Source organism: Parabacteroides acidifaciens (assembly GCF_003363715.1).
In the GTDB taxonomy this organism is placed as follows: Bacteria; Bacteroidota; Bacteroidia; order Bacteroidales; family Tannerellaceae; genus Parabacteroides; species Parabacteroides acidifaciens.
Window position 1 is genome coordinate 93,657 of record NZ_QREV01000009.1, and the last position, 21,047, is coordinate 114,703.

18 protein-coding genes, 1 tRNA gene and 1 pseudogene are annotated in these 21,047 nt (G+C 48.4%); 13 read left to right on the forward strand and 7 right to left on the reverse strand.

What is annotated here, in order from left to right; all coding sequences use genetic code 11:
* The first annotated feature begins 593 nt into the window (after positions 1-593).
* Genes pyrB through DWU89_RS05990 form a run of 4 tightly spaced genes read left to right on the forward strand, consistent with a single transcriptional unit; the run spans position 594 to position 3,336 of the window.
* Positions 594-1,514, forward strand: a complete 921-nt coding sequence (pyrB, locus tag DWU89_RS05975; RefSeq protein WP_115498729.1) for an aspartate carbamoyltransferase — start codon at positions 594-596, stop codon at positions 1,512-1,514.
* Positions 1,515-1,568: 54 nt separating this feature from the next.
* The gene (pyrI, locus tag DWU89_RS05980; protein ID WP_115498730.1) at positions 1,569-2,033 is read left to right on the forward strand and encodes an aspartate carbamoyltransferase regulatory subunit; all 465 of its coding nucleotides are present in this window, start codon (positions 1,569-1,571) and stop codon (positions 2,031-2,033) included.
* A gap of 5 nt (positions 2,034-2,038) precedes the next feature.
* Positions 2,039-2,605: a flavin reductase family protein gene (locus DWU89_RS05985; RefSeq protein ID WP_115498731.1), complete on the forward strand. Its 567-nt coding sequence runs from the start codon at positions 2,039-2,041 to the stop codon at positions 2,603-2,605.
* Between the two features lie 2 nt (positions 2,606-2,607).
* Positions 2,608-3,336, forward strand: coding sequence for a porin family protein (locus DWU89_RS05990; RefSeq protein WP_115498732.1), 729 nt, complete (start codon positions 2,608-2,610; stop codon positions 3,334-3,336).
* 80 nt (positions 3,337-3,416) lie between these two features.
* On the opposite strand, the gene DWU89_RS05995 is transcribed toward DWU89_RS05990, so the two are convergent.
* A tRNA-Asp gene (locus DWU89_RS05995) sits at positions 3,417-3,490 on the reverse strand.
* Between the two features lie 135 nt (positions 3,491-3,625).
* Here DWU89_RS05995 and DWU89_RS06000 point away from each other — a divergent pair.
* Positions 3,626-4,939, forward strand: coding sequence for an aminotransferase class I/II-fold pyridoxal phosphate-dependent enzyme (locus tag DWU89_RS06000; RefSeq protein ID WP_115498733.1), 1,314 nt, complete (start codon positions 3,626-3,628; stop codon positions 4,937-4,939).
* A 126-nt stretch (positions 4,940-5,065) separates the two neighbouring features.
* A complete protein-coding gene (locus tag DWU89_RS06005; RefSeq protein ID WP_115498734.1) occupies positions 5,066-5,662 on the forward strand; it encodes a YqgE/AlgH family protein in 597 nt (198 codons plus the stop codon).
* A 22-nt stretch (positions 5,663-5,684) separates the two neighbouring features.
* Here the strand turns inward: DWU89_RS06005 and DWU89_RS06010 are convergent, their stop codons facing one another.
* From DWU89_RS06010 to recR, 3 genes are read right to left on the reverse strand one after another with little or no spacing between them, the layout of a single operon-like run.
* Entirely contained in the window at positions 5,685-6,209 is a 525-nt protein-coding gene (locus DWU89_RS06010) for a GNAT family N-acetyltransferase (RefSeq protein WP_115498735.1), read from the reverse strand.
* Positions 6,209-7,363, reverse strand: coding sequence for a glycosyltransferase family 2 protein (locus DWU89_RS06015; RefSeq protein ID WP_115498736.1), 1,155 nt, complete (start codon positions 7,361-7,363; stop codon positions 6,209-6,211). Before DWU89_RS06015 ends, DWU89_RS06010 begins: the two co-directional genes overlap by 1 nt.
* Complete coding sequence (gene recR, locus DWU89_RS06020) at positions 7,360-7,983, reverse strand: recombination mediator RecR (protein ID WP_115498737.1); 624 nt, start codon at positions 7,981-7,983, stop codon at positions 7,360-7,362. The genes DWU89_RS06015 and recR overlap by 4 nt, the downstream gene beginning before the upstream one ends.
* Positions 7,984-8,305: 322 nt before the next feature.
* On the opposite strand from recR, the gene DWU89_RS06025 reads away from it, so the two are divergent.
* The 6 genes from DWU89_RS06025 to DWU89_RS06050 all read left to right on the forward strand — a co-directional run bounded on the left by DWU89_RS06025 (position 8,306) and on the right by DWU89_RS06050 (position 14,941).
* Positions 8,306-10,300: an OPT family oligopeptide transporter gene (locus DWU89_RS06025; RefSeq protein WP_115498738.1), complete on the forward strand. Its 1,995-nt coding sequence runs from the start codon at positions 8,306-8,308 to the stop codon at positions 10,298-10,300.
* A gap of 94 nt (positions 10,301-10,394) precedes the next feature.
* Positions 10,395-11,708: a SpoIID/LytB domain-containing protein gene (locus DWU89_RS06030; RefSeq protein ID WP_115498739.1), complete on the forward strand. Its 1,314-nt coding sequence runs from the start codon at positions 10,395-10,397 to the stop codon at positions 11,706-11,708.
* Between the two features lie 268 nt (positions 11,709-11,976).
* Positions 11,977-13,449, forward strand: a complete 1,473-nt coding sequence (locus DWU89_RS06035) for a sodium:solute symporter (RefSeq protein ID WP_115498740.1) — start codon at positions 11,977-11,979, stop codon at positions 13,447-13,449.
* A 29-nt stretch (positions 13,450-13,478) separates the two neighbouring features.
* Positions 13,479-14,075: a ribosome biogenesis GTP-binding protein YihA/YsxC gene (gene yihA / locus DWU89_RS06040; RefSeq protein ID WP_115498741.1), complete on the forward strand. Its 597-nt coding sequence runs from the start codon at positions 13,479-13,481 to the stop codon at positions 14,073-14,075.
* A gap of 255 nt (positions 14,076-14,330) precedes the next feature.
* The gene (locus DWU89_RS06045; protein ID WP_115498742.1) at positions 14,331-14,633 is read left to right on the forward strand and encodes a hypothetical protein; all 303 of its coding nucleotides are present in this window, start codon (positions 14,331-14,333) and stop codon (positions 14,631-14,633) included.
* Entirely contained in the window at positions 14,621-14,941 is a 321-nt protein-coding gene (locus DWU89_RS06050) for a type II toxin-antitoxin system RelE/ParE family toxin (protein WP_115498743.1), read from the forward strand. Before DWU89_RS06045 ends, DWU89_RS06050 begins: the two co-directional genes overlap by 13 nt.
* 47 nt (positions 14,942-14,988) lie before the next feature.
* Here the strand turns inward: DWU89_RS06050 and DWU89_RS06055 are convergent, their stop codons facing one another.
* Together DWU89_RS06055 and DWU89_RS06060 are read right to left on the reverse strand one after the other, a co-directional pair.
* A complete protein-coding gene (locus tag DWU89_RS06055) occupies positions 14,989-17,292 on the reverse strand; it encodes a TonB-dependent receptor (protein ID WP_115498744.1) in 2,304 nt (767 codons plus the stop codon).
* 105 nt (positions 17,293-17,397) lie between these two features.
* Positions 17,398-17,727, reverse strand: a complete 330-nt coding sequence (locus DWU89_RS06060; RefSeq protein ID WP_222940340.1) for a hypothetical protein — start codon at positions 17,725-17,727, stop codon at positions 17,398-17,400.
* Between the two features lie 213 nt (positions 17,728-17,940).
* Between DWU89_RS06060 and DWU89_RS06065 the strand changes: the two genes are divergently transcribed.
* Positions 17,941-20,226 carry an NADP-dependent malic enzyme gene (locus DWU89_RS06065; RefSeq protein WP_115498746.1) on the forward strand — a complete coding sequence of 762 codons (2,286 nt, stop codon included), beginning with the start codon at positions 17,941-17,943 and terminating at the stop codon, positions 20,224-20,226.
* 95 nt (positions 20,227-20,321) lie between these two features.
* Here DWU89_RS06065 and DWU89_RS21020 read toward each other — a convergent pair.
* Positions 20,322-20,489 (reverse strand): annotated as a pseudogene (locus DWU89_RS21020) (helix-turn-helix transcriptional regulator); the annotation flags it as partial.
* Positions 20,490-21,047: the final 558 nt, after the last annotated feature.

Here is a 21,047-nt window from a genome sequence, read left to right on the forward strand (position 1 = left end):
GTGGCAAAGAGGACGGTCATAATGGAGAAAAACACTCAAAAAAGTAGAAAAAGTCCCTTTTTGAGGTCAAAAAAGCGGATTAACATTTGTTTGGATTCAACCCTCTTTTTCTCTTGAAAAATACGTTTTTTACAATAAGCCCCCCTAAATAATAATTGATTGTCCCATATCCGGCAAAATTTGAATTATCCGTACTTTGTCGAAAAGATATAAAATAACCACTCAGCACAGAGGGCTACTAACTAATTGTTTTTTATACGCAAGCACCGCAATTATCCTCTGTTACTGAATGGTATTTTAAATCATAGCCTACAGTTTTAATTAAAGCCAGTCAGGTGTTCGGTTTCAAGGCCTATTATTAATTGTGAATATGGATAAATAATAATAGTGCACCTTATCTTAATTACTGTCACACAAATATATAACTATATATCACAAACAGAGTGTTCTTTTTTACGGAATAAATGGCAAATATTCGCATATTTACAGCAAAAAGCCTCAAACAGGAAATACGGAGAAAAATAACAGAAGCCATGACATTGTCTATGCATTTTTTTATACTTTTGTACGCATAAGACAGAATATACACAACAATGAAAAGTAAAAGTTTAGTTTCTATCGATCAATGTACCAAAGAGGACATTCTTCGTATTCTGGATAACGCCAGGAAGTTTGAAGCGAATCCGAACCGTAAGGTGCTGGAAGGCAAAGTTGCAGCGACCTTGTTCTTCGAACCCTCCACCCGTACCCGTCTCAGTTTTGAGACTGCCGTGAACCGGTTGGGCGGACGTGTGGTCGGTTTCTCCGATGCATCCACGACCAGTTCTTCCAAAGGCGAAACACTGAAAGATACCATCCTGATGGTAAGCAACTATGTCGACCTGATCATTATGCGCCATCACCTGGAAGGCGCTGCCCGCTACGCTTCGGAGGTAACAAATATCCCTATCATCAATGCCGGAGACGGTGCAAACCAACATCCCTCACAAACCATGCTGGATTTGTATTCCATCCAAAAGACACAAGGCAAGCTGACCGACCTGACCATCACGATGGTGGGCGACCTGAAATACGGACGTACCGTGCACTCGCTGATCGTAGGGATGTCCCATTTCAATCCGACATTCAACTTTATCGCTCCGAACGAACTCCGCATGCCGGACGAACAAAAGAATTTCTGCGATAAACACGGCATCAAATACAATGAATATACCGAATTTACGGAAGAGATCATCAACCAAACGGATATTCTGTACATGACCCGCGTACAACGCGAGCGCTTCACCGACCTTGAAGAATACGAACGCGTGAAGAATGTGTATATCCTGAAGAACGACATGCTGAAAAACAGTCGCGAAAACCTGCGCATCCTGCATCCGCTGCCTCGTGTAAACGAGATTGCTTATGATGTGGACGACAATCCCAAGGCTTACTACATCCAGCAGGCACGCAACGGATTGTTTGCCCGCCAGGCTATCATCTGTGAAGTATTGGGAATCCCTGTTGAAGAATAAGAACCCAGTTCATTAATTTTCAATTTTCAATTATCCATTTTCAATTATAAAGCTATGTCAGCAGAAAAGAAAAAAGAATTACAGGTCGCCGCTTTAGAAAACGGTACGGCCATCGATCATATCCCCCCCAGCCAGTTGTTTAAAGTAGCTAAATTGCTGGGACTGGAAAACATGGACAATACAATCACAATCGGCAACAACTTCCACAGTAACAAAATGGGATGTAAAGGTGTAATCAAGATCTCCGACAAGTTCTTCTGCGATGCGGAAATCAACCGGATCGCCCTGATCGCCCCGAATGTGATCCTGAACATTATCCGCGATTATGAAGTTGTAGAGAAGAAGACGGTTACTTTGCCGGACGAACTGGTTGGTCTGGTTAAATGTAACAATCCGAAATGCATCACCAATAATGAACCGATGCCAACCCGCTTCGATGTGATCGACAAGGAAAAAGGCACGATCAGATGTCATTATTGCGAGCGTAAGATCAATAAAGAAGATATTATCATCAAATAATTTGTATGAAACACGACTGGAAGCCCGGCACGATGATCTACCCTTTACCAGCGGTAATGGTAAGTTGTGGCTCAGAGCCTTCAGAATATAATATAATAACCGTCGCGTGGGTCGGTACGATCTGTACCAATCCGCCGATGTGTTATATATCCGTACGTCCGGAACGTCACTCCTATCCGATCCTGAAAAAGAATATGGAGTTTGTCATCAACCTGACAACCCGGGAATTGGCTTATGCAACCGATTGGTGCGGTGTCAACTCCGGCAGGGACCACGCTAAGTTTGAAGAGATGAAACTGACGCCCGGCAAAGCCTCGGTTGTCAATGCCCCGATCATAGAAGAATGTCCGCTCTGTATCGAATGCCGGGTGAAAGAGGTTATGGCGTTGGGAAGCCACGATATGTTTATCGCCGATGTGGTAAACGTTCAGGCCGACGACAAATATTTAGATCCGGAGACAGGGGCTTTCGATATGCAACGCGCCGATCTGTTGGCATATTCCCATGGCAAGTATTATGGATTGGGCGACTTTGTCGGTAAGTTCGGCTGGTCGGTCAAAAAGAAAAAATAAAGATGAAGAAGATTTACCTGCTATTGCTGATACTTCCACTCTGCTTTCCGGTAAATGCCCAGAAGTTTATCTCCATAAAAGACAAGACATTCAACTGGGGAGGAAAAGTCGGAATGAACGCAGCCCTTCCTATTGTCAACTCCCTGACAATCGATGATGTGGAGATGGAAGACATACGTCTGCAATATAAGGTAGGTTACCAAGCTTCGGTATTCGCACGTGTGAATATCGATCGTTTTTACATACAGCCGAGCCTTACCTGGCAATATTCGGAAGGCGATATCCGCTTCAACATTCCACAGGAAGACAACTTTCCGCTTGACGGACCACTCGCCCCAAACCCTGTAAGCAAAAACAGGATCACCTATAAGGCAGCCACACTGGAATTACCGGTAATGGTCGGCTATTACCTGGTCAAAGAAGGCCCTTATGCGTTAAGCATGATGTTCGGCCCTAATATCAAATACAATTATAAGAATCGCTACAGTACGAGCCTGACAGACATGCCCCGCGAGTTTGTAGACAACAGTACGCCTTTCGGTATCAGCCTTGCCGCCGGATTAGGAGTCAGCATCTGGCGTCTCTTTTTTGACTTCAGCTATGAATTCGGCTTGAACGAAGTTGCATCCGACTTCCACGAAATCAACAATAACGCCTCCAACAAGGAAGGAGCGCTCAGCATCGACAAGCGTACGAATATAATGAGTTTCTCACTTGGCTTCCTGTTCTGAAAAGATATCATATTCCCATAATAAAAAAGCTCTGTAATTATTAATTACAGAGCTTTTCTTTATTTTGCTTTCTTTGAAAGCGGTCCGGACGGGACTCGAACCCGCGACCCCATGCGTGACAGGCATGTATTCTAACCAGCTGAACTACCGAACCAAAGTTTAGTGCGATCTCTCTTGATTGCGGTGCAAAGGTAGATATTATTTTGAATCTTGCAATAGTTTCATGACAAATATTTACTTCGGAAAGATTATTTTCCTACTTTTGCCCTTCATATAAATAATAGTAATCATGAAGAATACTCCTGTAGATTATCAGACTGCCAGACGAATAATCGATGGCTACGGACTTCCCGACTTCGGGAAAGCTACAATACGTGAGGTTGTTGCGATATCCACACAACTCGAACAAGAGACAAAAACAGAATTTATCCACATGGAAATGGGTGTTCCCGGCCTCAAAGCCGCCCAAGTGGGCGTCGATGCCGAGATCAAGGCACTCCAAGACGGCGTTGCATCCATCTATCCGAATATCAACGGGACGTCGGAAGTAAAAGCCGAAGCCTCCCGCTTCATCAAAGCGTTTATCGATATCGACGTCGCACCGGAAGGTTGTGTGCCCGTGACCGGCTCCATGCAGGGAACATACGCTTCGTTCCTGGTCAGCGGACAATGCACGCCAGGAAAAGACACGATCCTGTTCATCGACCCGGGTTTCCCTGTGCAGAAACAGCAGATCGTGGTGATGGGTTATAAATATGAATCGTTCGACGTTTATGAATACCGCGGAGAAAAGCTGCGTGAAGTACTGGAACAGTATCTTTCCAAAGGAAACATCGCCGCCATGATCTACTCCAATCCCAACAATCCCGCCTGGTTCTGCCTGAAAGAAGAAGAACTGAAGATTATCGGAGAGATGGCGAATAAATACGACACGATTGTAATCGAAGACCTCGCCTACTTCGCTATGGACTTCCGCAAGCCACTCGGAAAACCGTTTGAGGCGCCTTATCAGGCAACAGTCGCACGCTATACGGACAATTACATCCTGCAAATCTCCGGTTCCAAAGCCTTCAGCTATGCCGGCCAGCGCATCGGTGTAACAGCAATCTCCGACAAACTCTATCACCGCGCCTATCCGGGACTGACACAACGTTACGGCGGAGGCACATTCGGAACGGTGTACATCCACCGCGTACTCTATGCCATGTCGTCCGGAACAAGCCATTCGGCGCAATTTGCACTGGCAGCCATGTTCAAGGCGGCATCAGACGGAACGTTCGACTTCATTTCGGAAGTGAAGGAATACGGACGCCGGGCGGAAAAGCTCAAGAAGATATTTACGGACTACGGCTTCCGGATCGTGTACGACCACGACTTGGACGAGCCGATTGCCGACGGGTTCTACTTCACGATCTCCTATCCGGGCATGACCGGAGGCGAATTGATGGAAGAACTCATTTACTACGGAGTAAGCGCCATCTCATTGAGCACGACGGGAAGTAACCAGGAAGGCTTGCGCGCCTGCACCTCTTTTATCAAACCGCATCAGTATGCACTCCTCGAAGAGCGCCTGAAGCTCTTCAAAGAGAATCACACGGCATAATTAACACGAATCGGGCTTCTGTTTAATATACATTAACACGGAAGCCCGGTTTTTCATTTGTTTCTTTAACCCAAAAGCTATATATTGTCGCAGTTTTATTATTAACCAGCAAGTTAAAGTCCCGCTATGGCAATGTATAACAACATATTTAAAATAACACATAATGATGTGCTCCCGGCTCAGGGAAGCATACTGATATCAGAACCTTTCCTGCAAGACGCCTATTTCCAACGTTCCGTTGTATTGCTGGTGGAACATGCACCGGAAGGCTCGATGGGACTCGTCCTGAACAAAAAGACCGAACTATTGGTCAACACATTCTTTGAGGACTTGAAGAAGTATCCGGATATGCCGATCTACTTAGGCGGTCCGGTCAGTGCAAACCGCCTGTTCTTTATCCATTCGTTGGGAGATATGATTATTCCGAATTCGGTCAAGATCAACGAGCATCTCTACTTCGATGGAGACTTCAATGCGCTGTTGCGCTACATTCAGAACGGGCATCCGATCGATGGGAAAGTGAAATTCTTCCTGGGCTATTCCGGCTGGCAGGAAGGACAGCTGACGAATGAAATCTCCAAGAACTCATGGGTTGTGAGCCATGCCTCCAACCGGAACGTATTGCTTGCCGAGGGCGAAGATTTCTGGAAGCGTTCGCTCGAATCGCTCGGCAGCCAATATGAAACTTGGACTAAGTATCCGAAAGATCCTTATCTGAACTGATCCCCGCCCCTCATTTACACGCTTATTTATTGATACGTTGCATAACCAGTACGTCCGAATAGCCGTCTTCAGTGGCTATCCAGTCTGTCAGTATGCCTGTCACGGTGAAGCCGCAACGGGTAAACAACGCTTTGCTGGCTTCATTGCCAACCGGAATATGCACGTATAGCTGACGGAGTTTAAGGAAAGAGAAGGCATAGCGGATCAACAGGCCGAGCGCCTCCGTTGCCAGGCCGTTCTTCTGATAAACAGGATCGATCAGGATGCCGACTCCGGCACGCCGGTGATGCGGCTCGAAATCGTACAGGTCCAACATCCCGACAGTTGCTCCGGTCGGACGATAGTCGATCATCAGGCGCAATTGTTTCAGGTCGAACAGATCCCGGTGGGATTCGGCAATATATTCTTTCAGCAGATAGCGCGAATAAGGCGCCAACGTATTTCCCAATCCCCACCATTCGGGATTATTCTCCCAATGATATAACAACTCCAGGTCTTCCGGTTCCGGAGCGCGAAGGCTTATAGTTTCGTTCGACAACAATTCCATCAGATCAACTTTTTACTTTCCTTATTATATATATGGTAAGAGATCTTCTTATCCACCATCTTGTCCATCAGCAGAAGCATCTGCTCGAAGCGCGCATCGGGATAGCAGAAAGCTAAATCGGTGAAACGCTTCATCTGGTTGCGGCGGCAGATGGCATCCATCACACGCTCTTCATCCAAGTCCCAGAGATTGACATACTCCAACTCCGGCATCCGCTTGACGCAGGCGGCTTTCACCTCCTCGAACATCTCTTCGCGGCAGAGGATCAGCAGGCGGCGATGGCGTGAGCGCGGTTTCCGCTTCAGTCCCAGCAGGCCGACGAGCGCAGACAGCGAACCTTTCAACAGGACAGCCAGCCGGATCAGCAAGCCCATCAGCCAACCGGAATGCGGATAATATTTCCGGTAGAAGATCAGCATCGCACCGTAGAACGCTTTCACATATTTGACGTCGCCATGCTTCGTACTCTCGCCCTTATAATGGAGGATGCGTTCGGGAATGTAATAGTTCTTATAGCCTCCCTGCACAATCCGGTACGACAGGTCTATATCTTCGCCATACATAAAGAACGACTCGTCCAGCAGCCCCACCTTGTCGAGCGCCTCACGCCGGAGGAACATAAACGCGCCGGCCAAGACTTCCACCTTATGCTGCTTCTCCTCGCTCAGATACGGAAGGCTGTAACGGGCAAACACGCGGGAACGGGGAAACAGTTTAGACAACCCGAACAGCTTGCAGAAAGAGACCCAGGGCGACGGAAAACTCCGCTTGCTCTCAGGCAGGAACGCTCCGTGTCCGTCCAACATCTTCACGCCTATCCCGCCCGCTTCCGGATGTTCGTCCATGAAGAAGCAGAGGGAACGCAGGCTCTCCTCTCCGATCACGGTGTCGGGATTCAGCAGGAGGACATATTCGCCGCTGCTCATCCGGATCGCCTGGTTATTGGCTTTTGCAAAGCCGGGATTATCGGAGTTCTCGATAAAGGTCACTTCCGGAAAGCGCGGGCGGAGGTATTCGAGGGAACCGTCCGTCGAATGGTTGTCGACCACCAGCACTTCCGCCTCCATGCCCCGGACGGCGGCGCGGACCGAACAGAGGCATTGCTCGAGGAAATACTTTACATTATAGTTGACTATGACTATTGATAGTTTCATATCTTTATGGAATCATTAAAACTGGTGCGGTTCACGATGGAACGGCCCAAGGTTATTTCGTCGGCATACTCAATCTCGTCGCCAATGGAAACGCCGCGGGCAATGACGGAAATCTTTACGTCATATGGCGATAGCTTGCGATAGATGAAGAAGTTGGTGGTGTCGCCCTCCATCGTCGTACTGAGTGCCAAGACCACTTCGCCCACTTCGCCGTCCGCCACACGCTGCACAAGGCTGTCGATCTGCAGGTCGCCCGGTCCGATCCCGTCCATCGGCGAGATGATGCCGCCCAGGACGTGGTAGACGCCCCGGAACTGTCCGGTGTTCTCGATCGCCATTACCTCTTTAATATTCTCGACTACGCAAACCGTCGAACGGTCGCGCTGCGGGTCGGCACAGATGGAACAGATGTCCTCATCGCATATATTATGGCATACCTTGCAGTATTTCACATCCCGCCGAAGCGCCACCAAAGCGGCGGCAAAGCCTTCCGTATATCCGGCATCCCGGCGGAGCATGTACAAAGCCAGACGGAGCGCAGTCTTCCGCCCTACGCCCGGCAAGGACGACAACTCGTTCACTGCATTTTCCAATAAGACAGATGGATATTTCTGATTCATTCCTTTTATCTTCTTTCTGCGCAAAGATAAGCAAAATCTTCCTTATGCATTAACTCTTTCCATGTATTCCCTTAGTTGTCCGCTTGGCGGCGGACGATCGTTCGCCGGCCGCCGGACGATCGTTCACCACCAAGCGGACGATCGTTCACCGCCAAGCGAACGGTTTATCTGTAGTAAGGAAAGAGTTAACGGATCGTAGACAAAACTCTACTTCACCGCAGTCTTTCCTCTTGCTTCTTATTGAGAAATAGTGTAGATTTGCGTGATTAATCAGTAAGCGATAAGTGTATTCAAATTAAATCTAACTAAATAAGTAAACACCGTGAAGAAGGAAGACGAAGAAAAGGTGGGCGGGCTACCGGAAAATGCCTATAGAGAATTGAAAGAAGGTGAGGTCTACGAACCCATCATGTCGCCCGACAAACAATATCGGGAAGTAACACCCTGGTCCGTATTCTGGGGGCTGGTCATGGCCGTTATATTCAGCGCGGCGGCAGCTTTCCTGGGGCTGAAAGTCGGACAGGTATTCGAGGCGGCCATCCCGATTGCGATTATAGCTGTCGGACTGTCGAGCGGTTTTAAACGGAAGAACGCACTGGGCGAGAATGTCATTATCCAGTCTATCGGGGCGAACAGCGGGGTGATCGTGGCTGGTGCTATCTTTACGCTTCCCGCGCTTTATATCCTGCAAGACAAATATCCGGAGATAACGATCAACTTCTTCGAAGTGTTTATGAGCTCACTGTTGGGCGGAATCCTCGGCATCCTGCTGTTGATCCCGTTCCGGAAGTATTTCGTTTCGACGATGCACGGCAAGTATCCGTTCCCGGAAGCCACTGCAACCACGCAGGTACTGGTGTCCGGAGAAAAAGGGGGCAATCAGGCCAAACCGCTTATCTATGCCGGTTTGATCGGCGGGCTGTATGACTTTATCGTCTCGACGTTCGGTTGGTGGAGCGAAACCGTCAGCACGCGCATCGTCGGGGTCGGCGAAATGCTGGCCGAAAAGGCTAAGGTTGTGTTTAAGGTAAACACAGGTGCGGCCGTTTTAGGGCTTGGATATATCATCGGGTTGAAGTATTCGGCTATTATCTGTGCCGGCTCGTTCCTCGTCTGGTTAGTGATTATTCCGCTGATGTCCGCGTTCTTCGGCGCAGAAGTGCTGACGTTCGGCAACGACGCCATCACGGCGACAGTGGGAAGCATGAGTGCGGAACAGATCTTTACGACCTATGCGCGCCACATCGGTATCGGCGGCATTGCGACGGCAGGCGTGATCGGTATTATCAATTCATGGGGAATCATCAAGGGCGCAGTCGGCCTGGCAGCCAAAGAGCTGAAAGGAAAGACGGGCGCTGTGCAGACGGAAGAGCTCCGGACACAGAAGGACTTGTCGATGAAAGTAATCGCTATCGGCATCTTTGTAGCGTTGATCGCAACGTATTTGTTCTTCCATTTCGGTGTATTGGATAACTGGTATTACGCGCTGATCGGACTGCTGATTGTCGGTATCATCGCATTCCTCTTCACAACTGTTGCAGCCAACGCGATTGCAATCGTAGGGACAAACCCGGTATCGGGCATGACGCTGATGACGCTGATCCTGTCGTCCATCATCCTGGTAGCTGTCGGACTGAAAGGGACAGCCGGTATGGTTTCGGCACTGATTATCGGAGGCGTGGTTTGTACGGCACTGTCGATGGCCGGCGGTTTCATCACCGACCTGAAGATCGGTTACTGGTTAGGCAGCACACCCGCCAAGCAGGAAAGCTGGAAATTCCTCGGGACATTAGTTTCGGCAGCCACTGTAGGCGGCGTCATCCTGGTCCTGAACCAGTCATACGGTTTCACGAGCGGACAGTTGGCCGCTCCGCAAGCCAACGCCATGGCGGCCGTGATCGAACCGCTGATGAGCGGGTCGGGCGCTCCCTGGCTTTTATATGCCATCGGTGCCGTACTGGCAATTATCCTGAACATCTGCAAGATTCCGGCACTGGCCTTTTCGTTAGGTATGTTTATCCAGCTGGAACTGAACACGCCGCTATTGATCGGAGGCGCTATCAGTTGGTACGTGGGCAGCCGCAGCAAAGACCAGGCATTGAACAATGCACGCCTTGAAAAAGGGACATTGCTGGCCTCCGGTTTCATTGCCGGTGGAGCTTTGATGGGTGTAGTGAGTGCTACAATGCGTTTCGGCGGTATAAATCTTGTGAATGAAGAGTGGATGGAAAGCAACTTTGCGGGGGTGATAGCTGTTGTAATGTATATCATGTTAATGTCCTATCTGGCGATAAGTTCATTAAAAGCTAAGAAATAATATGCAAATGTGCCAATGTGACGTTGCACTAAATGTGCCAATCACGATCTTTCATTGGCACATTGGCACATTTACACATTGAATAATTATTAATATGGAAGCACCTGTAGTGAATGTCGGCATCATGCGTGAGAAGGCCGTCTCGTTTGTATTTCATGGGGAGTATGTGCATACGGAAACCGGTCAGTTCCTGACCGGAGAACAACGTGTATTGTTTGTAGGCGGAAACATTGTCTTCAACGGCAAGCTATACAAAGAGCTCTTCTTCGAGCCCGCCTCCCCCGCCTCGTCCTTCGAACTGAAGGCAGTCACTATAGGCCGCAACTTCCACTGGCAGCGGCAGGAAGACCAGTGCTTCAAGGGAGCCTTTAACCTCGTCACCTGCAAGGACAGCATCGTTGTCATCAACCAGATAGACGTGGAGGAGTATCTGACGAGCGTAATCTCTTCGGAGATGAGCGCCGGAGCCTCGAAAGAGCTGCTGAAAGCGCATGCTGTCATCTCGCGCAGCTGGCTCCTCGCACAAGTAGAAAAGAACTTCCGCCTGGCGGGAAAAGAGGAAAAGCAGCAGAGCTACTACCGCGACAACGAGCAATTGATACGCTGGTACGACCGCGAAGACCACGAGATATTCGATGTCTGTGCCGACGACCATTGCCAGCGTTACCAAGGCATTACTCGTGCCTCCACTCCGATCGTACAGAAAGTCGTTCATGAGACGCGCGGCGAAATACTGACGGATGGCGAAATGATCTGCGACGCCCGCTTCTCAAAATGTTGCGGAGGCGTCACCGAGCAGTTCGAACATTGCTGGGAACCGGTTCCCCACTCCTATTTGGCAGCCCTGCGCGACAGCCGCGACACAACCTTCCCAGACCTAACAAAGGAAGAAGAGGCGGAGAAATGGATACGTTCTGCACCCGAAGCTTTCTGCAATACATCCGACAAGGAAATCCTCAGCCAGGTATTGAACAACTACGACCAGGAAACGACAGACTTCTACCGCTGGAAAGTATCTTATACGCAGGAAGAACTGGCCGAACTGGTGCATCGCAAGAGCGGCATCGATTTCGGGCAGATACTGGACCTCATCCCGGTTAGCCGCGGTACTTCCGGACGTATCGACCTACTGAAGATTGTCGGGACGCACCGTAGCTTTACAATCGGCAAGGAACTGGAAATACGCCGCACGCTGTCGGAAACGCATCTCTACAGTTCGGCTTTCGTCGTGGACAAGGAAGATATCCGGCTCGATATTCCCGGCCGGTTCGTCCTGACCGGCGCAGGTTGGGGACATGGCGTAGGGCTTTGCCAGATCGGGGCAGCCATGATGAGCGCCCAGGGATATGATTACCGCCAGATTCTCTCGCATTACTTCCCCGGAGCGTCCATTGAAAAAAGGTATTAATCAAAAAGGCTGCGTATCCGAAGATCGCAGCCTTTTCTTTATTGTGTTTACCTATTTGTCTCCGGTCTTGTAAACCGGTCGCCTTAACTCTCCCGAGCTCCAGCTGATACAAAGGAACAAGAAATTAATCACATACGCAAAACAAATTAGATAAAAAGCTAAAATTTCCCTGCGAAATCTAATATTCTATCGACGAAAAGAGCATAGTCAAATAAATTTGCCTCTGCATTCGATTTGCGCTATCTTTGCCGTAAATTTCTAACAAGCAATGAACAGCTACATCATCCTCTTTATCATAGCCGCCTATTTCGGCATCCTCCTGCTGATAGCCTGGATCACGGGACGGAAGAGTACCAGCAACGAAGCTTTTTTCCTCGGTAACCGCAAATCGCCTTGGTATATCGTGTCGATCGGGATGGTCGGGACGTCGCTTTCGGGCGTTACCTTCGTGTCTGTTCCGGGGATGGTGCGCAGCATAGACATGACGTATATGCAGACAGTCCTGGGGTTCTTCTTCGGATATATCCTGATTGCCAAAGTGCTGTTGCCGCTTTACTATAAATTACAACTGACCACCATTTACTCGTATCTGGACGACCGGATCGGGCGGCACAGTTATAAGACAGGTGCTTCCTTTTTCCTGCTTTCCAAGATCGTAGGCGCGGCGGCACGGCTTTACCTGGTCGTGCTGATCCTGCAACATTACGTATTCAGCACCTGGAACATACCGTTTGCCGTCACTGTCGTGATCAGTATTTTCCTGGTATGGCTGTACACCTACCGGAGCGGTATCAAGACGATCATCTGGACGGACACATTGCAGGCATTATGCCTGGTCGCGATGCTGATCGTGATTATCTGGCAGGTCAAGGACAAGATGCAGCTGGATTTCGGCGGTATGGTGCAGACCTTGCAGGCAAGTCCGCATTTCCGTATCTTCGAGTTCGACGACTGGCACAGCACGCAGCATTTCGTAAAACAATTCTTCAGCGGTATCTTTATCACGATCGTCATGACGGGGCTCGACCAGGATATGATGCAAAAGAACCTCTCCTGCAAAAGCCTGAAAGATGCGCAGAAGAATATGTACACCTACGGCTTCGCTTTCACGCCGGTCAACTTCCTGTTCCTTTCGCTCGGCGTCCTGCTGGTGGCACTCGCATCCCAGCAGCATATCGAACTGCCCGCGATGAACGATGATATCCTCCCGATGTTTTGCACATCCGGGATATTGGGACACTCGATCCTGGTCTTCTTTACGATCGGTATCATAGCCGCCGCATTCAGCAGTGCCGACTCCGCCCTGACAGCGCTTACCACCTCTTTCTGTATCGATATTTTAGGGGTGGAAAAGGAACAGGCACAAACTGCCAAGCGTACCCGTCTGGCGGTTCATTTGATGATCTCTGCCTTATTTGCGATAATTATTCTTATCTTTAAGGCCGTAAACAGCCGGAGTGTGATCGATGCGATCTATATGATTGCCTCCTACACCTACGGCCCTTTACTGGGATTATTCGTTTTTGGATTGTTCACGAAGCTGCAGCCGCGTGATAAGTTCGTTCCTTACATATGTATCCTTTCGCCGTTGCTCTGTTTTGCTACGGACTATTTAGTGAAGCAATATACAGGATATGTATTCGGGTATGAAATGCTTATGCTAAACGGCGGCCTGACCTTCTTAGGACTATGGTTAAGCTCCCTGAACACAAAAAGGATTCCCACAATTCATAATTCATAATTCATAATTCACAACTCAGAATTCACAACATGGAAATCAAAAGCGCAGAATTTGTTATCAGTAACACAGACGTGAAGAAATGTCCCGCAGGCAATCTGCCGGAATATGCTTTTATCGGGCGAAGTAATGTTGGCAAATCCTCCCTCATCAATATGCTGACCGGAAAGAAAGGGCTTGCCATGACCTCGCAGAAACCGGGTAAGACAATGCTTATCAATCATTTTCTTATCAACGGGCAGTGGTATCTGGTCGACCTTCCCGGTTACGGCTTTGCCCAACGGGGAAAAGAAGGGCGGGATAATATCCAGCGGATCATCGAAGATTATATCCTGGAACGGGAACAGCTGACGAATCTTTTTGTCCTGATCGACAGCCGCCACGAACCGCAGAAGATAGACCTGGAATTCATGGAATGGCTGGGCGAGAACGGTATTCCATTCTCCCTTATCTTCACAAAGATCGACAAGATCAGCAAAAGCCGCCTACAGGAAAACCTGAAAGCTTATCAGACAAAACTGCTGGAATCATGGGAAGAACTCCCTCCCATCCTTCTCTCCTCTTCAGAGAAGAAAGAAGGACGGGATGAAATCCTGAATTATATTGAAGAGATCAACAAGAGTTTATGAAACTTACAACACTCAATAACAACTTGGGGTGACAAGAGGTACGGGTGGTATGGAAATCGCCAACAACTTTACCGAAGCCGGCACAGTCTATCCGGCTTCGAGAGGGCAGCACCCCGCCGAGTACAGTTGACCAGCCACCGTACTACTGTTTTACATCTTAATAACTGATCCGCATTAATTTACAATGAAATAATTTCTTTCCTGCCGGAAAAGAGCTACATTTGTAAACGTTATACAACCAAAATAAGTAAAGATATGAATACAATGAATTTACAAGGAGAACAGCTCGAACTGTTCAACCAGATTGCCAGGCTTGACAATGAAAGTTTTGTTAAGGTGAAGAAATACGTCAAAAGAATTATCCACAATCGCCATCATGTGAAAGAGGAAAGAGCTATTCTCGATGACATAGATATCGTCACTGATGAAAAAATCGAAAATGCAATGAAACCATTAACTCATGAAGAAAAAGTTAGACGGCTCATTGAAGCTGAGAACGATCCGGTTTATTACACCCATGAAGAAGTGAAAAAAGCAGCTTTAGAATGGCTCAAATGAAAATACACTGGAAACGTAAAGCCTTAACAAAATATAAAAGCATCATACTCTGGTATAAAAAGAAGATGGGAACATCAGCTGCAGGAAAATTTATGCAGGGTATCAATGATGTTGTTGCTGTTTTAGAACAGAATCCTTATATGGGAAAAGAGGAACCAGAACTTAAGGCATACAAAAAGAACTACCGTTCCTTTGTTGAGCACCGCAATCACAAGATTATCTATTATGTAGAAAAAGACACAGTCTACATTGCCGATATTTGGCCTAACAGCCAAAATCCAGAAAACATGAACGAGCGATTGAAATAAAAGACAAAAGTCCGATAAAGGTTTTACACTTTACCGGACTTTTGTCTTTAGTAACTGATCTTGCACCCAACAAAGTAGCTCCTTGGAGTTCCCGGTCCATAAATATATTTGGAGTCGCGATCCTTTCCCTGGTCGAAATCGTTCTGATATGCTTCGAAGATATTCTGAATACCGGCATTCAGTTGTAACGTCACCGACTTATATAAAGGGAAATCATAGGACACCTTCATATTCAAATCGAAGAAGTCGGAAGTTTTCTCTTCCCGATCTTCCGGAATGTAGCCGGCGAGGTGTTGCACTAACATACTGCCCGTATAGGTTCCGGTCAAGGAAACGGCCAGGCGTTTTACCGGAGTAAAAGTAGATGTGAAATAACCATACACATCCGGCGTACGGAACATCTTCTTCTGAGCCGGAAGATCCGGATTCGTCTCGCTCCAGGTCAAAGCTTCTTTGTAACGGCTGCGCTGGATCGTTGCCCCGGCTTGAAACTGCATCCAGGAGTAGGCCATCTTTCCCTCCAGGTTAAGTCCCATCACACGTGCGCCATCCTTATTGCGGCGCTCTAATATCAGATTGCCCTTGTCATCGTGTCCCTTTTCCTGCAGGAAGAACACATCGTTCAAATCGGTATAGAAACCTTCTACCAAGAAATTCAGCTGGACAGCGCCGAAACGATGATAGAAATCAGCCGAGGCACTGATACTTTTCGACTTCTCCTCTTTCAGGTCATCGGCAAGCTGAATAATCGCCACCTCGCCGCCGACAGCCGCCACGTGCAAGTCTTCGTCAAACGCCTGCGGAGCACGGAAACCGCTGGAATAGGATAGACGCAAATTAATGTCTTGCGTCGGATTGAAGCGGATATTTGCCCGGGGACTGAAGATCAGATGATCGATCAGGTTATGCTTGTCGAAACGGCCGCCGACCAGGAAACTCCATTTCTCATTCTTCCATTCGTTCTGCAGGAACAGGCTACCGATATGGACCGTCTGATCCACAACGCGGTTATACCCTAACATCTCATCCTTCAGTTCATCGAAGTTATATTCCAGCCCTCCGGTAAACTCGGCCGGCATGAACAGGCACTTATCCGCAGAATAAGAATATTGAGAACCGCCGACAAACGTCATATCCGTCGTATGCCCGTATGCATCCAAATTTCGGTTCGTACCGTAATAGCTCTTACGGTTCGTATGCTGTGCGGAAGTATATATATTCAGACGGTGCTTGTAGTCTTTGGAGAAAAGATCGAACTTCAGGCCGCCGCCGTTGATGCTGTGATCGGTCTGTTCCGCCACCCAGGCTTCGTGGGGCGGCCGGCCGATCTGGTCGCCACCGCGACGGTATTCGCTGATGTTATGATATTCGAAGCCTAATTTGGAATAAGTACTTGTTTTCAGATAAGAACGGAAACCAACCGTACGCGCCTCCAACTGGCCGAGTTCGGAAAAGCCGTCTCCGTCATGGTCATAAGCCGAACGATGGCGGCTCTGGCCGAAGATATAAATACCCGCCTTATGGTCGTCCGTCACAAGGGAAGCATTCAACGTCGTGTTGTTATCCGGCCGGTCTCCCCCGATCATCGTCAGCGAGTGGGCGATCTGGGCCGAGTTGCGCAAAGGTTCTTTCGTGATGATATTGATCGTCCCGGCAATAGCCGAAGAACCGAAAAGAGCCGAACCGCCGCCACGCATGATCTCGACACGTTCGATCATGTTGGCAGGAATCTGCTCGAGCCCGTAGACTCCGGTCAATGCGCTGAAGATCGGACGGCTATCCACCAATATCTGCGTATAGGGTCCTTCCAGACCGTTGATACGCACCTGCTGGAAACCACAGTTCTGGCAGTTGTTTTCCACACGCACACCCGGCTGGAAGTTCAGGCCGTCGGCTAACGAAGTCGAATGCGTCGTCTCGAACGTCTTTGCGTCCAACACGTTCACAAGGGATGGTGCCATACGGCGTGTCGTCTCATTCCGGTTTGCGGAAACGACCACTCCGTCGAGCGACATCGCCTCCTCTTCCGCTTCAAAATCTACTTCCAGCGTCTTGCCCTTTTTCAGTGTCACAGGCTTCTCAACCGTTTTATACCCCATCGTCTTCATAACGATGGTGAATTTGCCTTCCGGCAGGTTCTTCAGATAATAATGGCCTGTCGCATCAGTCGAAGTCCCGATGGTCGTTCCTTTCAGAAAGATTGTAATAAAAGAAAGATGTTCGCCGGTTTTCTTGTCTAATACATGACCGACAATATTTGCGTCCGACGGATTCAAAGCCGGATCGCCCTCTGCCCGCATTACTGTAAAGAGACAGCACAGGCATAACGTAAGCGTAATAAATTTATTCATTTCGTTCGTTTTTAATAAAATAGAGATTTAGGCATGAAAAATCTCTTCCACTGACAAAACACATTCAGATTGTCAAATGGAAATACAGAATAACCCAATATTTTATTAAACGACAGGAGGTGCGCGAAGCGACAGTTTCCCCAGGACAGGGATCAAATGGTCCGGATAGACCGGACGTTCGGTTATCTTATAAATCGGTATAGCATAGAAATGTAGCTGTAACGGATGGACAGCCCCGTCCTCCACATTGACGGTTGTCAGCAAATGGAACAGTTGGATTTCCGAAAGGGAGGCGTGATGATGACAGGTTCCGTCAGCTGCTTTCTTGAACGGGTGCGCATGGACAATTGTCGTTCCATGCTCGATATGGACGTGTATAAAGAAGGAAACACTACCATAGTACGCAATGAAGAGCACCGGTAGCAACCATTTCATGTATTTCACAATTACCTGTTTCACATCCTATTCCCTATTCAGTCAAGGCGACAAAGATAAGACGAATCCCTGACATCTGCAATACTATATTCCATAAAAACAGGAGGAAGGACAGCAACTAAATGTAAGCAATCGATACCATTATCATAATAATTTGTTACTTTTGTGCTCGATTTTCAAAAGACACATAACAATATAAAAACTATAAAGTCTATGGCTAAGATTACTAAAGAAGAAGCTCTCCGCTATCATGCGGAAGGCAAGCCGGGAAAGATTGAAGTCGTTCCCACCAAACCCTATAGTACACAGACAGACTTGTCGCTGGCTTATTCGCCCGGCGTAGCAGAACCCTGTCTGGAGATCGAAAAGAATCCGCTGGATGCCTATAAATATACATCTAAAGGAAACTTAGTTGCCGTAATTTCAAACGGAACGGCCGTATTGGGATTAGGTGATATAGGCCCATTGGCTGGCAAACCGGTTATGGAAGGGAAAGGACTGTTGTTCAAGATATTCGCCAGCATCGACGTGTTCGACATCGAAGTCAACGAGAAAGACCCGGATAAATTCATCGAAACGGTAAAAGCCATCGCTCCTACCTTCGGAGGTATCAACCTGGAAGATATCAAGGCTCCGGAATGTTTCAAGATCGAAACACGCCTGAAAGAGGAACTGGATATTCCGGTGATGCATGACGACCAGCACGGAACGGCAATCATATCCGGTGCCGGCCTGATCAATGCATTGGAAATTGCAGGTAAGAAGATCGAAGATGTAAAGATCGTCGTGAACGGAGCCGGAGCCGCATCCATCTCTTGCACGAAGCTGTACATCATGCTGGGAGCCAAGAAGGAAAATATTATCATGTGTGACAGTAAAGGCGTTATCTCTACACATCGTACGGACTTGAACGAATCGAAGAAATTCTTTGCCACCGACCGCGATATCAAGACACTGCAGGAAGCAGTCGTCGGTTGCGACGTGTTCCTCGGCCTGTCCGTAGCCAACGTCCTGACGCAGGATATGGTCCGTTCCATGAACGAAAACCCGATTGTTTTTGCACTGGCAAACCCGAACCCGGAAATCTCTTATGCAGACGCAATGGCTTCGCGCGACGATATCATCTTTGCGACAGGCCGCTCGGACTATCCGAACCAGATTAACAATGTATTAGGTTTCCCCTATATCTTCCGCGGCGCATTGGACACACACGCCAAGGCAATCAACGAAGAAATGAAGTTAGCTGCCGTTTACGCAATCGCCGAACTGGCCAAAGAACCGGTCCCCGACGTTGTGAACGCCGCCTACAAGCTGAAACGGACGACTTTCGGACGTGATTACATCCTGCCTAAAGCGCTCGACCCGCGCTTGCTGACACGTGTTTCCTGTGCAGTTGCCAAAGCGGCTATCGAATCGGGCGTTTCCCGCAAGACGATCACCGACTGGGACGGCTATGCCAACCATCTGCGCGAAATGATGGGATATGACAACAAACTGCTCCGCCGCTTCACCGATATGGCAAAAGCCAATCCGAAACGTGTGGTATTCGCCGAAGCCAACCATGTCAATATGTTGAAAGCCGCTGCCGAAGCCAAGGCCGAAGGTATCTGTATTCCGATCCTGCTGGGTAACGAAGAGCGCCTGGCCAAGATTGCCGCAGAAGAAAGCATCAGCCTGGAAGGCATCGAAATCGTCAACCTGCGCCACGATCGCGAAACGGAACGCCGCCACCGCTACGCCAAGATCCTGTCGGAAAAGAAGGCCCGCGAAGGCGTCACCTATGCCGAGGCCTGTGAAAAGATGGTCGACCGTAATGCATTCGGTATGATGATGGTTGCCACAGGCGACGCCGACGCATTCGTAACGGGTGTCTACAGCCGCTATTCCGAAGTAACCAAGATGGCAGAACAGATCATCGGTATCCGTCCGTCATACACGCATTTCGGTGCACTGAACATCCTGACTTGCAAGAAAGGTACATTCTTCATTGCCGACACGCTGATCAACCGCCACCCGTCGACGGAAGTCTTGATCGACATCGCCCGTCTGACCGAAGACGCAGTGAAGTTCTTCGCCCATGAGCCTGTTATGGCTATGCTGTCATACTCGAACTTCGGTTCCGACAAGCAGGGTAGCCCGCTGAAGGTTCACGATGCGATCAACTATCTGCACAAGAACTATCCGGAGATGATGGTAGACGGCGAAATGCAGGTTAACTTCGCCCTCGATAAGAAGCTGCGCGACGAAATGTATCCGTTCAACAAGCTGAAAGGCCAGGATGTCAATACGCTGATATTCCCGAACCTGAGTTCAGCCAACAGCGCCTACAAGCTGCTGGATACGTTAGGCATCACCGAAACGATCGGCCCGATCCAGATGGGGTTGAACAAACCGATCCACTTCACTGACGTAGAAAGCTCTACGCGCGACATCCTGAACCTGACTACTGTTGCCGTCGTAGACGCAATCGTGCAGGAACAGATTGAGAAAGGCGAATAAAAACGTTCAGTATGCCAAAATAAAAGTGCCCTCAAAAGCTGCTGTATAGCTTTTGAGGGCACTTTCTTTATTCTTTACTAACGCGCAACAGTTGCTCAGAAACCTAATATTACCGCAGGAGGAATATTCAGAACTTTGCATATCATACGCGCTATTTTTAAGGTCGGTTCAGACCGTCCATTCAAATAATCGCTAACACGGGAAGGACTCACACCAATTTCCTTTGCAAAATCCTTTTTAGACATCCCCTTATCTTCTAATGAGGCGGTTCGCGAACCACCCCTATGAAGTCTGTTTGGTTCACTTCTGGCAAGTTTTGAACCTCCTGCAAATCTGATGAATATTACAATAACCCCCATTTCGGACGTTTTTCTATTTCGTCCGAAATTCTGATCGATTTTAGATTGACTCTTTTCACGGTTTAAACTCCCCTTCCTGACAATAGGAAAAACGAGGTGCGCAGCCCGTTCCGAAAAGCGTGCAATTTGATTGCCGAAAGACGGAAACGCCGACAATGTGATAAAGCTTAACTCCCGGAGAATCGATTATTTGAAAATAAAACGGACGGCGTCCCAAATATCGCAAGGAAATTCAGGGGCTTTTTTGCCATGAAAACAGTCCTCTTTTCAATTAGGACGGTCATAATCGCCATTACGACCGTGCTAATCTTCGCGAGGTGCCGAGTGCACTACACATTAGCACGGTCGTAATGGCAAAGAGGACGGTCATAATTGCGGAAAACGCTCAAAAAAGGCGAAAAAGTCCCTTTTTGAGGCAAAAAAAGTGGATTAACATTTGTTTAGTTCCAGATGTCTTTTGAG

Excerpts from the sequence above, each read along its gene's own strand:
- pyrB (WP_115498729.1), top strand. The coding sequence starts at position 594 with ATGAAAAGTAAAAGTTTAGTTTCTATCGATCAATGTACCAAAGAGGAC.
- pyrI (WP_115498730.1), top strand. The coding sequence starts at position 1,569 with ATGTCAGCAGAAAAGAAAAAAGAATTACAGGTCGCCGCTTTAGAAAAC.
- DWU89_RS05985 (WP_115498731.1), top strand. The coding sequence starts at position 2,039 with ATGAAACACGACTGGAAGCCCGGCACGATGATCTACCCTTTACCAGCG.
- DWU89_RS05990 (WP_115498732.1), top strand. The coding sequence starts at position 2,608 with ATGAAGAAGATTTACCTGCTATTGCTGATACTTCCACTCTGCTTTCCG.
- DWU89_RS06000 (WP_115498733.1), top strand. The coding sequence starts at position 3,626 with ATGAAGAATACTCCTGTAGATTATCAGACTGCCAGACGAATAATCGAT.
- DWU89_RS06005 (WP_115498734.1), top strand. The coding sequence starts at position 5,066 with ATGGCAATGTATAACAACATATTTAAAATAACACATAATGATGTGCTC.
- DWU89_RS06010 (WP_115498735.1), bottom strand. The coding sequence starts at position 6,209 with ATGGAATTGTTGTCGAACGAAACTATAAGCCTTCGCGCTCCGGAACCG.
- DWU89_RS06015 (WP_115498736.1), bottom strand. The coding sequence starts at position 7,363 with ATGAAACTATCAATAGTCATAGTCAACTATAATGTAAAGTATTTCCTC.
- recR (WP_115498737.1), bottom strand. The coding sequence starts at position 7,983 with ATGAATCAGAAATATCCATCTGTCTTATTGGAAAATGCAGTGAACGAG.
- DWU89_RS06030 (WP_115498739.1), top strand. The coding sequence starts at position 10,395 with ATGGAAGCACCTGTAGTGAATGTCGGCATCATGCGTGAGAAGGCCGTC.
- DWU89_RS06035 (WP_115498740.1), top strand. The coding sequence starts at position 11,977 with ATGAACAGCTACATCATCCTCTTTATCATAGCCGCCTATTTCGGCATC.
- yihA (WP_115498741.1), top strand. The coding sequence starts at position 13,479 with ATGGAAATCAAAAGCGCAGAATTTGTTATCAGTAACACAGACGTGAAG.
- DWU89_RS06045 (WP_115498742.1), top strand. The coding sequence starts at position 14,331 with ATGAATACAATGAATTTACAAGGAGAACAGCTCGAACTGTTCAACCAG.
- DWU89_RS06050 (WP_115498743.1), top strand. The coding sequence starts at position 14,621 with ATGGCTCAAATGAAAATACACTGGAAACGTAAAGCCTTAACAAAATAT.
- DWU89_RS06055 (WP_115498744.1), bottom strand. The coding sequence starts at position 17,292 with ATGAATAAATTTATTACGCTTACGTTATGCCTGTGCTGTCTCTTTACA.
- DWU89_RS06060 (WP_222940340.1), bottom strand. The coding sequence starts at position 17,727 with ATGAAATGGTTGCTACCGGTGCTCTTCATTGCGTACTATGGTAGTGTT.
- DWU89_RS06065 (WP_115498746.1), top strand. The coding sequence starts at position 17,941 with ATGGCTAAGATTACTAAAGAAGAAGCTCTCCGCTATCATGCGGAAGGC.